This is a genomic window from Pseudomonas sp. B6(2017) (assembly GCF_002112765.1).
GTDB lineage: Bacteria > Pseudomonadota > Gammaproteobacteria > Pseudomonadales > Pseudomonadaceae > Aquipseudomonas > Aquipseudomonas piscis.
The window spans coordinates 169,211-184,914 of record NZ_NEIQ01000006.1; the positions used below are offsets into that span (position 1 = coordinate 169,211).

At 58.4% G+C, this 15,704-nt stretch carries 14 protein-coding genes and 1 pseudogene; 7 read left to right on the plus strand and 8 right to left on the minus strand.

The genetic code is table 11. From position 1 onward, the window contains the following. The first annotated feature begins 193 nt into the window (after positions 1-193). Entirely contained in the window at positions 194-1,213 is a 1,020-nt protein-coding gene (locus tag CAG11_RS11995; protein WP_022643880.1) for a branched-chain amino acid aminotransferase, read from the plus strand. Positions 1,214-1,305: 92 nt separating this feature from the next. On the opposite strand, the gene CAG11_RS12000 is transcribed toward CAG11_RS11995, so the two are convergent. From CAG11_RS12000 to CAG11_RS12010, 3 genes are read right to left on the minus strand one after another with little or no spacing between them, the layout of a single operon-like run. Continuing rightward, positions 1,306-1,992 (minus strand): hypothetical protein, encoded by a 687-nt coding sequence (locus tag CAG11_RS12000; RefSeq protein WP_085596492.1) that lies wholly within the window; start codon positions 1,990-1,992, stop codon positions 1,306-1,308. A 12-nt stretch (positions 1,993-2,004) separates the two neighbouring features. Beyond that, a complete protein-coding gene (locus tag CAG11_RS12005) occupies positions 2,005-2,895 on the minus strand; it encodes a TIGR03915 family putative DNA repair protein (protein WP_085596493.1) in 891 nt (296 codons plus the stop codon). Beyond that, entirely contained in the window at positions 2,892-4,112 is a 1,221-nt protein-coding gene (locus tag CAG11_RS12010) for a putative DNA modification/repair radical SAM protein (protein WP_085596661.1), read from the minus strand. Before CAG11_RS12010 ends, CAG11_RS12005 begins: the two co-directional genes overlap by 4 nt. A 173-nt stretch (positions 4,113-4,285) precedes the next feature. Here CAG11_RS12010 and CAG11_RS12015 point away from each other — a divergent pair, with 173 nt between their 5' ends. Next, positions 4,286-4,933: a sel1 repeat family protein gene (locus tag CAG11_RS12015; RefSeq protein WP_085596494.1), complete on the plus strand. Its 648-nt coding sequence runs from the start codon at positions 4,286-4,288 to the stop codon at positions 4,931-4,933. A 9-nt stretch (positions 4,934-4,942) separates the two neighbouring features. Here the strand turns inward: CAG11_RS12015 and CAG11_RS12020 are convergent, their stop codons facing one another. Further along, positions 4,943-5,878, minus strand: coding sequence for a DMT family transporter (locus CAG11_RS12020; RefSeq protein WP_085596495.1), 936 nt, complete (start codon positions 5,876-5,878; stop codon positions 4,943-4,945). Between the two features lie 226 nt (positions 5,879-6,104). Between CAG11_RS12020 and CAG11_RS12025 the strand changes: the two genes are divergently transcribed. After that, positions 6,105-6,287 carry a hypothetical protein gene (locus CAG11_RS12025; RefSeq protein ID WP_143494544.1) on the plus strand — a complete coding sequence of 61 codons (183 nt, stop codon included), beginning with the start codon at positions 6,105-6,107 and terminating at the stop codon, positions 6,285-6,287. 207 nt (positions 6,288-6,494) lie between these two features. Here CAG11_RS12025 and CAG11_RS12030 read toward each other — a convergent pair whose 3' ends face one another. Together CAG11_RS12030 and CAG11_RS12035 are read right to left on the minus strand one after the other, a co-directional pair. Beyond that, on the minus strand, positions 6,495-7,187 hold the full coding sequence (locus CAG11_RS12030) for a thioesterase II family protein (protein ID WP_085596497.1): 693 nt from the start codon (positions 7,185-7,187) through the stop codon (positions 6,495-6,497). Between the two features lie 64 nt (positions 7,188-7,251). Beyond that, the gene (locus CAG11_RS12035) at positions 7,252-10,287 is read right to left on the minus strand and encodes a non-ribosomal peptide synthetase (RefSeq protein WP_085596498.1); all 3,036 of its coding nucleotides are present in this window, start codon (positions 10,285-10,287) and stop codon (positions 7,252-7,254) included. A gap of 523 nt (positions 10,288-10,810) precedes the next feature. Between CAG11_RS12035 and CAG11_RS34050 the strand changes: the two are divergent. Together CAG11_RS34050 and CAG11_RS12045 are read left to right on the plus strand one after the other, a co-directional pair. Next, a pseudogene (locus CAG11_RS34050) lies at positions 10,811-11,621 on the plus strand (DDE-type integrase/transposase/recombinase); the annotation flags it as partial. A gap of 168 nt (positions 11,622-11,789) precedes the next feature. Then, positions 11,790-12,587, plus strand: a complete 798-nt coding sequence (locus CAG11_RS12045) for a helix-turn-helix domain-containing protein (RefSeq protein ID WP_068584514.1) — start codon at positions 11,790-11,792, stop codon at positions 12,585-12,587. A 17-nt stretch (positions 12,588-12,604) separates the two neighbouring features. On the opposite strand, the gene CAG11_RS12050 is transcribed toward CAG11_RS12045, so the two are convergent. Further along, complete coding sequence (locus CAG11_RS12050) at positions 12,605-13,120, minus strand: AAA family ATPase (protein ID WP_085596500.1); 516 nt, start codon at positions 13,118-13,120, stop codon at positions 12,605-12,607. Between the two features lie 43 nt (positions 13,121-13,163). Further along, positions 13,164-13,913, minus strand: a complete 750-nt coding sequence (locus CAG11_RS12055) for a helix-turn-helix transcriptional regulator (protein WP_085596501.1) — start codon at positions 13,911-13,913, stop codon at positions 13,164-13,166. A gap of 81 nt (positions 13,914-13,994) precedes the next feature. On the opposite strand from CAG11_RS12055, the gene CAG11_RS12060 reads away from it, so the two are divergent. Continuing rightward, the gene (locus tag CAG11_RS12060) at positions 13,995-15,113 is read left to right on the plus strand and encodes a cytochrome P450 (RefSeq protein WP_085596502.1); all 1,119 of its coding nucleotides are present in this window, start codon (positions 13,995-13,997) and stop codon (positions 15,111-15,113) included. 94 nt (positions 15,114-15,207) lie between these two features. Further along, positions 15,208-15,702: a DUF1543 domain-containing protein gene (locus CAG11_RS12065; RefSeq protein ID WP_085596503.1), complete on the plus strand. Its 495-nt coding sequence runs from the start codon at positions 15,208-15,210 to the stop codon at positions 15,700-15,702. Positions 15,703-15,704: the final 2 nt, after the last annotated feature.

Here is a 15,704-nt window from a genome sequence, read left to right on the forward strand (position 1 = left end):
CCTACAAAAAAGATGCAAAGCAGGTCGCTATCCCGGGGGACGGGAGGGTTCATGAGCAGGCTAAGTTTTTTTGCTCCCCCTCCCATCGTCCGGGGTGCGGCCTGCCCCCGGAATGCAGTATTGTTGTGCCCATCCAATAAAAACGTCAGAAGCCTTGAGCCGTTCCGACGGTTGTTAAGAGATAGAGGGTGTCATGGGTAACGAAAGCATCAATTGGGACAAGCTGGGTTTTGACTACATCAAGACAGACAAGCGCTATCTGTCGTACTGGCGCAATGGCGAGTGGGACGCAGGCACCCTGACCGAAGACAACGTGCTGCACATCAGCGAGGGCTCCACCGCCCTGCACTATGGCCAGCAGTGCTTCGAGGGCCTCAAGGCCTACCGCTGCAAGGACGGTTCGATCAACCTGTTCCGTCCGGACCAGAACGCCGCTCGCATGCAGCGCAGCTGCGCTCGCTTGCTGATGCCGCAAGTACCGACCGAACAATTCATCGAAGCGTGCAAGGCCGTGGTCAAGGCCAACGAGCGCTTCATCCCGCCCTACGGCACCGGCGGCGCGCTGTACCTGCGCCCGTTCGTGATCGGCGTGGGCGACAACATCGGCGTGCGCACCGCACCCGAGTTCATCTTCTCGATCTTCGCCATTCCGGTCGGTGCCTACTTCAAGGGTGGCCTGACCCCGCACAACTTCCTGATCTCCAGCTATGACCGTGCAGCGCCACAGGGCACCGGCGCGGCCAAGGTCGGTGGCAACTACGCCGCCAGCCTGATGCCCGGCTCCCAGGCCAAGAAGGCCAGCTTCGCCGACTGCATCTACCTGGACCCGCTGACCCACAGCAAGATCGAGGAAGTCGGCTCGGCCAACTTCTTCGGGATCACCCATGACGACAAGTTCGTGACCCCGAACTCGCCATCGGTACTGCCGGGGATCACCCGCCTGTCGCTGATCGAACTGGCCAAGAGCCGCCTGGGCCTGGAAGTGGTCGAGGGCGACGTGTTCATCGACAAGCTCGGCGACTTCAAGGAAGCCGGTGCCTGCGGTACCGCCGCGGTGATCACCCCGATCGGCGGCATCGAGTACCAGAACAAGCTGCACGTGTTCTACAGCGAAAAAGAAGTCGGTCCGATCACCCAGAAGCTCTACAAGGAGCTGACTGGCGTGCAGACCGGCGAAGTCGAGGCTCCGGCCGGCTGGATCGTCAAGGTCTGACCCGCCCCGCTTCACCCGAGCCCGCCCCTGCTTGCCAGCGGCGGGCTTTTTCATGGGAGGTGTGCAGGACCCGATGAAGGCAGGTTCAATCCTCAACGACCGATACCCAGCAGCGCCAGCACCTGGTGCGCCCCCTCCACCACCAGCAGCGCAGCCCGGGAGGCCATCAAGGTGTAGAGAAAACTCGCGATCAACACACACAGTTCGAACCAGATGAACATCGGCCAGTTGCTGACGCGCAACGGCCGGTCCTGCATGAGCTGCCTCACCCCATTGCGCGGCTTGTGATAGACGAGCTCGAAAATCTTCATCTCGCGAAAGTTCTTGAGTATCGCGTATACCACGGCGCACCCGGTGACGGCTGCCATCCACCAGAAACCGACGACCTCCACCCCGTTCTGCCCCTGCAGCTGGACGCTGGCACTTTGTTGAAAAAAATGAATGCCCACCGCTGAAACCACGGGCATGACGACCCCGAAGTAGACCACCAACCCCAGGCTGGCCATGGCGACACCCGTGGCGAACACACTGAGGCGGATCACCCGTTCCAGGAACCCGGGAGAAAATTTCGAATAGGCCCTCTGTGTCTCGATCACCAGCAACGGAACCAGCATGGTCAGCACCCCGACCCCGATATCCACGGCCCTGAACCCGGTCTTGGGCAGCAGCAATGCCATCAGGAAGGTCACGCCCCGGCTGCCTACCCGCCACATCATCTTGGCGTCGTCGCTCACCCCCTTGGACCAGAATTCCTCGGTAATGCCCTTGCCATCATCCATTGGCTGCCTGCCTCATTGTTCAAAGCTGCGCATTGTCGCTGATGGCTCCAGCGACGCCACCTTGCTCTCCCTTCGCGGACCGATCTGCTTGCCGCGCTGCACCGCCACCTGGCTGGCCTGGCCGTCGCGCTGCTTGCCGTGGCGGGCCTGGGCGATCAACGCGGGGATCAACGGCCCCTCCGGCAAGTGCTTCCAGAACCGCGCCGGCAAGTGACCTTGCATGACCTTGGGGTTGAGCCGCGCCGGGTTGAAGATATGGCTGTAGTAGGTCAACCACAGTTCGCCCCCGGGGTCTTCCATGCCCTGGGCCAGCTGTTGCCAGCCCAGCGGACAATGGCGCTGGTGATGCAGTTGCAAGCCATCGAAATACACCCCATCGCGGGGTGTGGCGATCATCCAGCGCTGGCGCCCCATGCGTCCGATGAAATGCTCGCTGGCGCTGGCCAGGATGTCGTGGGCCGGGTCGTGCCAGGCCACGAACTGCGGCTGCTCGGCCAGGGCCGAACGTCCGGGCGGCACCGCGATAAAACGCACGAAGGCGTGCAAGTGATGAGCCTCGCGATCCACCTGGCGAATGCGCCGTTGCAACTCGCTGCCCAAGGGGTCGCCGCTGAGCATGGCGGTGCGGTCACCATGGCTGACCCGCCACAGCACCTCGTACAACAGGCTCCAGCGCTGCTCGCCACGATAGCTCGCCGCCCTCTGCAACAGCCCCAGCAGCGCCAGGGGAATGCGGGCCTGGAATGGCCCGGGTTGCTGCGGATAGTCCTGCGGCCGGCCGAACAGGTCGGGCTCGCGGGCGCCGGACCAACTGACCTGGCTGGGGTCGATGCCATGGCTGAGCAAGCGCCGGGCCTGCTCGCGCCAGGTGTCGAACGACTCGTGGCAGTCCAGGTCGATCATCCCCACAACCCCATCTGCTGCGGTTGCGGGCGATCACGCAGTTGCTGGTAGAGCTGCGCGCTGCTGGTCTCGGCCTGGCGCGGGTGATAGTCGCTGGTGATCAGGAACGGCTTGGCCTTGCCCAGCACGCACCGCATGCGCGCCAGGTCCTCGAAGCGGATGCGCCGCTCCCGGCGCAGCTCCACCAGGCGCTGGGTGGTGCGCAGGCCGATGCCCGGGATACGCGCGATCAACGCTGGCTCGGCGCGGTTCAGGTCCAGGGGAAACAGGCTGCGGTTCTCCAGGGCCCAGGCCAGCTTGGGGTCGATGTCCAGGGCCAGGTGCCCCGGTCCCTTGAACAGTTCATTGGCGCTGAAGCCATAACCGCGCAACAGGAAGTCGGCCTGGTACAGACGGTGCTCGCGCATCAGCGGCGGCGCGGCCAGGGGCACGCTCTTCGGGCTGTTGGGGATCGGGCTGAAGGCCGAGTAGTAGACCCGGCGCAGGCGGAAGTTGCCGTACAGGGCCTCGGCGCTGTGCAAGATGGTGCTGTCATCGGTGTCGTCGGCGCCGACGATCATCTGCGTGCTCTGCCCGGCCGGGGCGAAACGCGGGGCCCGGGGCTCGTTGAGCACCGTCTGCTCGCCGGTGTGGATGGTGCGCATGGCCTGCTTGATCGAACCCAGCTGCTTCTCCGGGGCCAGGGTCTTGAGGCCCTGGTCGGTGGGCAGCTCGACATTCACGCTCAGGCGGTCGGCATAGCGCCCGGCCTGCTCGATCAACGCGGGGTCGGCATCGGGGATGGTCTTGAGGTGGATGTAGCCACGGAACTCGTGGTCCTCGCGCAAGAGCCTGGCCACTTGCACCAATTGCTCCATGGTGTAGTCCGCCGAGCGGATGATCCCGGAACTGAGGAACAGCCCGCTGACGCAGTTGCGCCGGTAGAAGTCCAGGGTCAGGCGCACCACTTCCTCGGGGGTGAAGCGGGCCCGCGGCACATCGCTGGAACGGCGGTTGACGCAATACTGGCAGTCGTAGAGGCAGAAGTTGGTCAGGAGGATCTTCAGCAACGAGACGCAGCGCCCGTCCGGCGTGTAGCTATGGCAGATGCCCATGCCGTTGGTCGAGCCCAGCCCTTCCTTGCCCTGGGAGCTGCGCTTGGGGGCGCCACTGCTGGCGCAGGAAGCGTCGTACTTGGCGGCATCGGCGAGGATGCCCAGCTTGTCGATCAGTTGCATGGTCGGACCCATATACTGTTTTTATATACAGTACAGAGTTCGCACCCGGCACTTCAAGGGGGCGTCTGACCAGCGTCACAGAAATATCCCTGGCCGCTTGGGATAAAACCCTGGCCTGGTGGGTAAAAGTCCTTAAGATACGCGCGCTTATCCATGCCGCTAAAGGATTGCCCATGCGCCCCTTCTACTTTCCCTGGCTACTCGCCATGACCCTGCTGCCAGCCTGGCAGGTCCAGGCCGCACCAGCCCCTGCAACCCCGGCCGAAGCCGTGTCGACCCAGGTCCTGGCGCAACCACAATGGCAGAGCCTGGCCCGGCAATGCCCGGCGACGCTGGTGCCACGAAAGGAGGCGCCGACAGAGCCCGACCGCTGCAGCGAGCCCGGGCAGATGGAAGGCTGCCTGCAAAGCTGCAAGCGCGGCGATGGCAATGACTGCTACTGGCTGGGCATCAACGTGCAAAAGGCCAAGGGCCCGGCCATGGGTTATGAGCCGCTGTTCCAGCGGGCCTGCAGCCTGGGCGTGGTCTCCGGCTGCACCAACCGTGCGGCCGGGATGTACGTGGCCACCCCCGACGACGAATCCGTGCGCCAGTGCGTGACCAAGACCTACGCCAAGGCCTGCGAGACGAACGACCCCTGGGCCTGCACCATGTACGGTTTCAACTTGAGCCAGGGCATCGGCACCACGACAGACAACACCAAGGCCCTCAAGGTGCTGGGCAGGTCCTGCAACAAGCACGGTACCGAGGACCCGGCCTGCACCGCCGCCATCCAGCTCCAGCAGAAGATCCAGGACAAGCTCGCGGCGCCCAAGCCCTGAGGCACCGCCTCAAGAGTCCAGGGCCCGCCGCAGGCCATGGCCCAGGCGCTGGCGCAGCCATTCATAACCGCTGACCAGCACGATGCCCGCCAGCACCAGCGCGGCGCCGAAGATGAAGCTCGGCTCCAGGGGCTCGTGCAGCAGCCACACGCCAAAACCGATGCCGAACAGCGGCGTCATGAACGACAGCACCCCCAGGCGCGAAGCCAGGTAGCGGCGCAACAGGCCAAACCAGATCAGGAAGCTGGCGAAGGACACCACCAGCACCTGGAAACCCAGGCTGGTGATGACCAGCGGGGTGAAGCGGATGGAGGTTTGCCCGGACAGCCAGGCCGCCAATCCCAGCCACACACAGGCACCCAGCAACTGGTACTGCAAGGTCCGGGTGGTGGGGCTCGAAGCCAGGCGTGAACAGCGCACCACCACCGTGGTCGCGCCCCAGGCGGCACCGCCCAGCAGGCCGAGGAAATCCCCCAGCAATGCATTGCCCGCGGCGCCCTGGGACGAAGGCCCGCTAAAGGCCACGACAATACCGGCGAACGCCACGCCGATCCCCAGCCATTGCATCGACTTGAGACGCTCGGCGGGCAGCCGCCAATGCAGGCCCAGGGCGGCGAAGATCGGCGCGGTGTAAAGGAAGATCGCCATGTGCGAAGCACTGGTATGACGCAGGCCCTCGCCCACCAGCAGGAACTCCAGGGCGAACAGCGCGCCCACCACCAGGCCGGGGCGCCAGTGGCCTTCGCGCAGCCCCAGGCGCTCGCCGCGCCAGAGCATCAACAGCCCCACCAGCAACGCGGCGCCAGCGGAACGCAGGGCGATCTGCATGATCGGCGCGATGTCCTGGGCGGTGGCCTTGAGCGCCACCTGTTGCAGGCCCCAGACGGCACAGAGGCCGACCATCAGGCTGCAAGCCGTGGCATCGAGGGGTTGGCGTACAGCCATGAGGGTTCCTTGGGTGAATGAGTCAGGTGGGCTATTGTCCGCCTGACAGAATTGCTAGATATAGCTCGCCTACGCCAAGTCATAGCGAGTTAAAGACAACTGCGCCGACGTCAGCGCTGGGTTAGGTGAGGATCTGGGCACGGTGCGCTAAAGGACTGGGCTTCGAGCTGAAAGCCAGCCCCATGTGAAAGGCATCGGCCTGCAAGATAAGGTGATCCTCACCTGCATGAAAAACATTGAAAACTACCGCGTTTGCCGTGAAGGCACCGCCACGTTGAAGCTGGCCGGCAACGAGTTCGACCCGCTGGACAGCATCCCGCTGGTCTCGGTAGGCAAGGCCCGCTACTCCCAGGGCGAATCGTCGGGGGTTGTCCCATGGTTCGACACCCTGGAGAACCCGGACGCCTAAGTGCTATTTACCTATGGCCACAAGTTCGACGACTTGCGCATGTTCCACAAAGCCAAGCGCTCTGTGAAAGAGTAAGGCTCCGGCAACCGCGTCCAAACCGTTTGGACAGGTTCGTTTCTGGCTCATCGGTTACAAGACTGCAGCCGACACTACAAGCTAGTGTCGGCTTTAGATTGCAGAGTACTGGACTAAACTTCTCGATAGATACTAGTCTTCTTGTGACAACACTGACTTTACAATGGCAGCTATCTCACAAGCATGCTGATGGATGAAGAAGTGGTTACCACTAAGCAATTTTTTATGAAAGCGAGACGTTGTATATTCTCTCCATAAATCTATTTTTTCTGAAAACTCCTCTTCCGTCCCCATTACCACATGCAGCGGAATATCAACAGGCTTAAACTCGTAGCCATCTGCACGCTCCGCCACTTCGAAATCAGCCCTGATGACAGGCTCAAAAAAGGCGAACAATTCCGAATTATGTATAACACTCTCAGGCAAACCGCCAAGTTCTAGCAATACCTGCTTGAGCTCCTGAGTCTCCAGGAAAGCAGTATTCTTGTATTTAACTAATTTGGGGCCTGCATGGCCGGTAAAAATAAGGGCTGAAGGCCTTTTTGCATAATCCTCCAGCATACGCGCAACCTTCAGGCCGAGAACGGCACCCATACTATGCCCATATAAAACAAAAGAGCTCCCACTAAGCTGAGATACGATTTGTTGAAAAACATCCTGAGCGGCGGCCTCAAAGCCTCGAATAAGCGGCTCAGCTATTCTCTTGCCTCGCCCTGGCAACTCTATCGAAACAACATCAAAATCGATCAATTCAGGTTTCATGAACTGATAGGAGTAACAGTTTCCACCCGCAAAATGCAAAGTAAATACTTGTGGTTTCTTCATAAGCGCAAGATCTCAACCAAGCATAAAAACAGTGCATCGCACCGCAATGCACTGCCATTGAAAACTACTTAGGACTATGTGCAGAGATACCCATGAAATCCAAATATCTTGAAAGAAGCGCCTTATCGATTGGAGGCGTTTCTATTCCGCTGCCTTTAAGAAACTCAGTAGTATTCCTCCTATCAAAGTAGTAAGTCATCTCATAAGACTCGACCAGAGATTTCCCTGGAACAATCTCCTCGGTGAACAGGCTTAACAAACTATATAGAGGGCTATGTTCATTATCCTTCCACTTACTTAACCATTCGCGATAATGAACCGGCCGAAGTTTAATCCCGAAATATTCATTTAACTTCTCAAAAAACTCTGGCACAGATATGTCATGTACCGGTTCAGGAACGAGATGGAAAAATTTTCCTGGAGCTTCTTTGTTTTGAGAAATGTGCACAATTGCTTTTGCTACAAAGTCCACAGTCACCAGCTGATCCTTAAGGCCCATGATCATGGGGTAGGTCCCGAGAGCAACACAGCACCGGACAAAACTTCCCCACCACTGGTTCATTTCTGTGGCACCGCTGTCATTCTGGCACATGACAAATCCCAGACGAATACCAATAACAGGTAATCCTTTCTTTTTTGCCTCTTCCAGGACATTTTCCATCACCCACTTACTTCTGACATAGTTGGTATCTCGACAAACCACGGATAGATTCTGATGAATATCATCGTCTTCACACATCCAGGTTTTTCCTGTAGTCAGGTACCCCCAACTAAAAACGGCTATAGTGGAGCATGCGACTAGATACTTCAATTTTGATGTTGTCGCGAAACGAATAATTTCCTGAATCCCATTTACGTTGACCGCTTTCATTTCAGCGTAAGGTTTTACATAATTAACATTTCCGCCAGTGTGATATATAACCTGAATATTTTTTGACGTATTTAAAAAATCGGAATCGGACATACCCAGCTGTGACCTAGTAAAATCGCCTAAAACTGGAATAATACGGTCAGTTTTCTCTTCGGGCCAAGAAAGTCGGTATTTTTTTAGGGTAAACTTTATCCTTTCAATAGCATGCTTAACACTTTCAGCCCTAACCAGGCAATATATATTCGCAGAGGTTTTATCCAGCAACTCCAGTAACAAATGCACTCCAACGAATCCAGTAGCCCCCGTCAGGAGTACACTTTCCGGGTTGGCTAAAACATCAGGATCGATCTCCGTCGGAAATTCATAGTCTGCCGCAAGCTTGATATCACCAAGCAATGTCTTCTTAGATAATTGCATTTTCTCTTCAAACGTCAACGGACGCTTATTTTCGCGAATCTTTATTTCTTGCGCCAATTGCTCAATGCACGGATAGGTATAAAGATCAACCAATGTTATTTGGCTTCTGATAGATTCAGGCAGCGAGGTGAACACTCGAACTACGGCAACAGAATTCCCGCCAACTTCAAGAACATTGTCCTGAGGTTTAATATCATCCGTCTGCAGAACATGTTTCCATATCGCGACGAGAGTACCTTCAACATCATCCTCTGCCAGATTATCTAGCGAGAGTGCTTCTTCCTTCATTAAGGACTGGAGTGCTTTTCGATCAACTTTCCCACTAACCGTCTGAGGAAAGTAATCCAAGATAAAAATCTTATCGGGAACCATGTAGACCGGAAGAGTATTTTGCAATATCTTTTTAATTTCCGACTTTATTTTAATTTCATCTTTTGAGTGATAATCCGATAGCGTAATGAAAGCAGCCAGCATTGGCTGCCCTAGTTCCTTGTTCACAGCCACAACTGCAGACTCTCGGACATTTTTTATTCTATTTATTGAGCTTTCAATCTCACCAGACTCAATGCGAAAGCCTCGAATCTTGAGTTGCGTATCATTCCTCCCTATATATTCAATATTTCCACTTGGCAATAGAGTCACAATATCGCCAGTTCTATAAAGTCGCTTGCACTCACTTCTTCCAGTTCGTGAATCCGCCACGTCGATATGTAAAAATTTTTCTTTTGTTAGCTCAGGTCTATTCAAGTAGCCCTGAGCAAGTTGTGCTCCACCAATGAATAGTTCACCCGGCGAACCTATAGGCAATGCCTTGAAGTTTTCATCCAGCACATAAAATTCAACACCAGACAGAGGGCTGCCGATATTTTTAACGCTCTGCCCTGCCACATATTTATGGCAAGTAACAGCTACCGTTGTTTCTGTTGGACCATAAAGATTATACATCTGCAGCCTACTGGCCCAATACAGGAATACGTTGTCCGCACAAGCCTCTCCACCCACGACAATACTTTTAAGCTCGCCTATTGGCTGTCCAGTAGGGAATGTAGCAAGAATGGTCGGAGTAATCATTGGAATAGTATCAATACGATTCGATCTAATATATTCCAATAACGCTTCACCCAGTAACTTATTATCTGGATAAAGATGCAATGTCGCACCAATCAGGAGCGGCATCCATGTATCGACAAAGGAAGCATCGAATGTGTAAGAAAGAATTTGTATGGCGGTGTTTTCTGATGAAACATTGATTACCGGCTGCACATTCTCAATAAAACTAGCAATTGCGCCATGCTGAACAGCCACTCCTTTTGGAACCCCGGTACTGCCAGATGTATATATGACATACATCAAGCTTGACGAAGGTATTTCCTTCAAAAGATTGCTGCCTGACTGCTTATCAATCAACGACTTTTCTCGGTCACTATCAGGAACAATCAAAGTCCCACGAAAATCGGAAAACTTATGCTCATATGCTTTTGACGTAATCATTAGCTTCGCTTGGGTATCCTCGAGAATAAAATCAAACCTCGGGGCAGGGTATTCAGGGTCAAGAGGTAAATAGACGGCGCCGACCTTTACTATCGCCATCATAAAAACAACACGACTTATTGACTGCTCAACACATACCGCGACGATATCGCCACTCTCGACACCACGCTCGAGCAAATGTCTTGCCAACTGATTTATTTTCTCATTCAGAAGTCCATAAGTTATACTGTCCGAGCAATGAAACAATGCAGTCTTACTTGAGCGAAAACTAGCCTGGCTCTCAAACATATCGACTATAGTTATATCCCTTGCCATTTCCATATAGCACCTCTAGCAGTCCATTTATTTAAATCAATACAACAACAAACACACTCCGAACAGGCCGTATAAACCAAAATCAACGGCGATCAACCTTAAAAAACAAGAGCCAAACGAGAGCGCAAAGCTACTTACAGGCCATGCCGCATAGGTCTTCCTAGAAATAAAACCACAAAACCAACTATTAAAGACATTAACGAGAAACTCTATTTTTCATGCAGAGCCCAGTTAAGACAGCCAAAAACAAACTGTCAAAAAAAACACCAATACAAGTATGATTTTTTTGCTATTAAAAAAAATATAATAATTCCAATAACCCAAAGATCCCCTTCCAACCACCCCTTGAGAAAACTCCTAGAAGCATAGGAAACACGCCTGACTGTACCGTGTACCGGCCACCACGAAGACCGAACCACCAGCCCTTCTACTCACTCCTGAACTACGCAACCTCTTTCCCTGTGTAGTGCCCCAATAAAAACCAGACACCTGTTTTTAGGCGAGAATACTCGCCAGATTGAGGTGCTTGATGAGCAAGCAACGTCATTCATTTTCTGCTGAACTCAAACGCAAGGCCGTAGGGCTCGTGCTCGATCAAAGCCATAGCCATATCGAAGCCCGCCGATCGCTCAGGGTAATCAGGCCCGCATTGCGCGCCTTGAACGGGAGAAATTCATTTTAAAAATGGCTACCGCGCTTTTTGATGTCGGAAGAGTACGCGCGCGGATTGATCAGTTAAGTACTCAGGCGCCTGTGGATTGGCTTTTCTCGGTCTTCGCCATCACTTGCTCGTGTTACTGCGCCGGTTGTCTCAAACGCAGCACTCCGAACGTTGAGCGACTGCAATTGCGCAGTCGGATCAATGAACTGCTTACAAATAGTCGCAGCATCGTGCCGATGCTGCAGGAAGACGTCGAGCAAATCGGACAGTTCAAGGTGCGGTGCCTGATACAGGAACTGACCTTAATCAGTAAAGAACCGGGAGTACATGCTTACAAGCGACGATCGAGCGGCCTGATATTCCAAGCATCTTGGTGATGTGCCTACACTAAAACAGTGTCTGGTGTGGCGATATAACCTATATCAGGGCACAGGTAAGATGGCATTACTTGGCGACCGTTTTAGAATTCTACGCACGCCAAGTTGTGGGTTGGGCGCTATCAAACACATCAGTCCCGGATCTGGTGATCAAGGCATTGGACATGGCTTATGAACAGCGTGGCAGTTCTCAAGGTTTGCTGTTCCACTCGGATCAAAAATTGAAATATGGCAACCGTCAGTTTCGCAAGCGGCTCTGGTGTTACCGCATGAACCGTAGCCTGAGTCGTCTTGGAAACTGTTGAGAAAATCCGCCATTGCAGCGCGTATTTCGCAGTTTGAAACTGAATGGATGCCTAGCAAACCGAGTTTAGCAAACAACCTTCTAACACCCCCTCCAGTGATGAATCCAGTGGGTCGTGTAGGATCGCACCTCCGCCCTTTTGCTTATCCACCCACCGGTGCCTGCCATGCCCAAAGCCGCGCAACACCTGCACCTGCCACCGTTCAGCCAGGACCTGCCGGCGCCGGTGTTCTTTCGCACGGCCAACCTGCCCGCCCACGCCACCTACCCCCGGCATAGCCATGCCTGGGGCGAGTTCGTCTATGCCTACAGCGGGGTGATGGAGATCGAGCTGGACGACCACCACTACCTGGCGCCGCCGCAGTACGGCATCTGGTTGCCACCGAATGTCGAGCATGTGGGTTTCAACCACCAGGAGGCCTGCCACTGCTCGCTGTACCTGAGCCCGGAGCTGTGCGGCGCCCTGCCCGCGCGGCATTGTGCCCTGAGCCTCAGCCCGCTGGTGCTGGCGCTGCTGGACGACTTGCGCCAAGACCCGCCCGGCCTGCCGCAAAGCCCGGAGCAGCAGCGTTTGCTGCAAGTGTTGGTGGACAAGCTCGGCCAGGCCTCCTGCGCCGGCAGCTACCTGCCCTCCTCCGATGATCCGCTGCTGGGCCCGGTGCTGCACATGCTCAAGGCCAACCCCGGGGACCCGCGCTCCCTGGCGGAACTGGCCCATGCCGCCAATACCAGCGAGCGCACCCTGGTGCGTCGCAGCCAGAAGGAGCTGGGCATGTCGCTGCTCGAATGGCGCCAGCGGCTGAAGGTGGTCCAGGCCCTGGCCTTGCTGGAACGCGGCCAGACCGTGGAGACCATCGGCCTGGACCTGGGCTACAGCAGCGCCTCGGCCTTCATCAGCATGTTCCGGCGGATGATGGGCACCACCCCGGACGAATACCGCCGGCAGTGCATGGGCCGGGGCTGAACCCCGTCACCTGTGCTTCAGCGAGCCGGCGGCAGGAGTGCGCCAGGCAACTGCGCAAGAATCCGCTGTACCGCTTGCTCCGGCTCCAGCCGCGCAGTGTCCAGCACCAGGCGCGGTCGGTCCCAGGCCTGGTAGTCGTGGGCCAGTACCGATTGCCAGCTCGGGGGCGAAAGACCCGGGACATCCGAGCACCGGCCCTCGACCCGGCGCCGGTGCTGGTCACGGTCGGAGCACACCACTTCGATTTCCAGCAAGTCGACCTCAAGCTTGCGCGCCAGGGCTTGCCAGGCCGCGCGGCTCTCGGCCACCGGGTTGACGCAGTCGGCCAGCACCGGGTTGCCCAGGGCCAGGTTGGCCTCGGCCAGTTGCAAGGCGATCTGATAGCCCGCACTGCCGACCTGTGCCAGGCCGGCATCACGCAGGCCCTGTTCGATGCTGTCGATCCGCAGGTAGGTGGCACCCAGGCGTGGGGCCAGGGTGCGGGCTATGGTGGTCTTGCCAGTGCCAGGCAAACCGCCGAACACGATGAGCATGGGGCGCTTCTCCTGGTTACGGGTACAGGTCGTCATGTGCCATTCAGCCACCGAGGCCTTGCAGCTCCAGGCTGGCCGAGGCCGAGAGCGGCCGGGTCGGCTGGATCAGGGCCAGGCCGAAACGCTTGCTGATGGCTCGCCCACCGGTACCGGTCAGGGCGAGGGCGCGGCTGTCCAGGTCGCGGACCAGCCATTTGCGCTGCACCAGGGCTTGCAGCAAGGCCGCGCCCAAAGCGCCGCCCAGGTGCGGACGACGCACGCTCCAGTCCAGGCAACCGCAGGCGAAACGCCGACGCAGGCCGGCCAACGCAGCGACATCGATGTCCAGCCCACGGAAGAACTCACTTCCACTGTCGCTGACCCGGTAGCCATCCCCATCCTCCAGCAGCCAACCGGCCTCGAACAAGCGGTCGTGCAACTGCACGCCCAAGGTGCCCGCCAGGTGGTCGTAGCAGGTCCGGGCGAACTGCAGACGATCCGGGGTGCGCGGGCTGAAGCGCTGCTCGCGGCCCTGGCCGATCACCATCAGCGCCTCCAGGGCCCGGGCCACCAGCGGATCGCCAAGGCCGTAGTAGCGGTGCCGGCCCTGGACCTGGACCCGCAGCAGGCCCGCGTCCTTGAGCTTGGCCAAATGCACGCTGGCCGTGGAGGTACTGACCTCGGCGATGGCCGCCAGCTCGGTGCTGGTGCGCGCATGGCCGTCCATCAAGGCACACAGCATGCGAGTGCGGGCCGGTTCGGCGATGGCGGCCGCCACCTGGGACACGCCGCGGTCGTTCTGCTCAGCATTCATATTTCGCTCCCTGACGAATCATGCCTTCGGAAGGCTGAGGATAGTAGCAACCGACACGCTTGGCTCACACAGAGATAAATCATGGACTTGATCAGCACTATCACCCATCCCGATCCCTACCGGCATTGCTATGCCGCGCTACGGGCCGGGTCCGGCCTGGCCTACGACGCCGGGCTCGGGCTATGGATCGCCAGCAGCGCCGAGGCCGTGACGGCGGCCCTCGAACATCCGGCCTGCCGGGTGCGGCCCCTTTACGAACCAGTGCCGGCGGCGCTGGCGAACGGTCCCGCCGCAGCGCTGTTCGCGCGCCTGATGCGAATGAACGACGGCCCCCGCCACAGCTGCCCCCGCGCCACCATCGAGCCGGGCCTGCGGGCCATGGCCGGCATCGACCTGATGCTTGCCCTGGAACACCGGCGGCCACCGCTGGATACGCCGAGCGACGCCGCCGGAGTGCGCCGCTGGCAATTCCAACTGCCAGTGGCGATGGTCGCCGGCTCGCTCGGCGTGGCGACAGCCCAGCAACCCGAGATCGCCCGGCGCACCGGCGAGCTGGTGGCCGGGCTGTCGCCCCTGGGCGATGCCTCCCAGCGCCAGGCCGCCCATCAGGCAGCGCATTACCTGGACCAGCAGATGCAGGCCCTGATGCAGGCCGATGCTCCCGGACCGCTGCTGCAAGCGATCCGGCAACAGCAAGGGAGCCTGGACCCGGCGGACCTGCGGGCCAACCTCGTGGGCTTGCTGGTCCAGGCCCATGACGCCTGTGCCGGGCTGTTCGGCAATGCCCTGCTGGCCTTGCTCGACCAACCGGCGCTGGCCCAGCGCCTGCGCCACGACCCGGCGCAGCTCGGTGCCTGGTTGCACCAACAACAGAAGCTCGACCCACCGGTGCACAACACCCGGCGCTTCGTCGCCGAACCCTGCACCCTGGCCGGAGTAGCGCTGCAACCCGGCGACACGCTGCTGGTGCTGCTGGCTGCGGCCAACCACGACCCGGCCCTGCCCCCGGACCAGGACTTGAGTTTCGGCGCCGGCCGCCACCAGTGCCCCGGCCGGGACCTGGCGCTGAACATAGTCACCAGCCTGCTCCAGGCCCTGCTGGGCACGCCAGCCCTGGCCGAGCTGCGGCTACGCTGGCACTACCTGCCGTCGCTCAATGGTCGGGTCCCGTGGTTCAACGATGCATCGCCGCCCCACTGAACCAGGCACCCTTGGCAGCGCCCCGGGCTTGCGGTAAAACCTGCGGCCCACGCGGTGCCCGGCACCCCGACCGATCCCGGAACAAGGAACGCCCATGCTGTTTGTAGTGATGCTGGGGGGCAAGCACCCCCAGGCGAAGATCGAGGTCCACGACGTCCAGTTCGTGGTGGCCGACTCCCTGGAAGCGGCCTACCCGCAACTGCGCGAGGGCTGGTTCGGCAGCCCCGCCGGCCTGCATATCGACTCATGGATGCAGGTCGATGGCGTCGAAGGCTACAAGCTCGAGCTCAGCCCCCTGGCCCCCGCGGCCGGTGCGCCCCGGCTGTTCTTCATCAACCTGGGCGGCTACGAGAGCGCCACCTTCGGCGAAGCCCATCGCTACTTGCTGGTGGTTGCCTCGGACAAGCAGCAAGCCAAGGCCAAGGGCAAGCAGCAGATGCTCGCCCATTGGCACAAGGCCCATACCGATGCCCTGCTGGATGTCGACGACTGCCTGCCGATCGACCTGTTGCAAGGACGCTACGTGCACCTGGTGCCAGGCCCGCACCGGGGCATAACGCAGCACAATGACTACATCATCCTCGGCTAGGC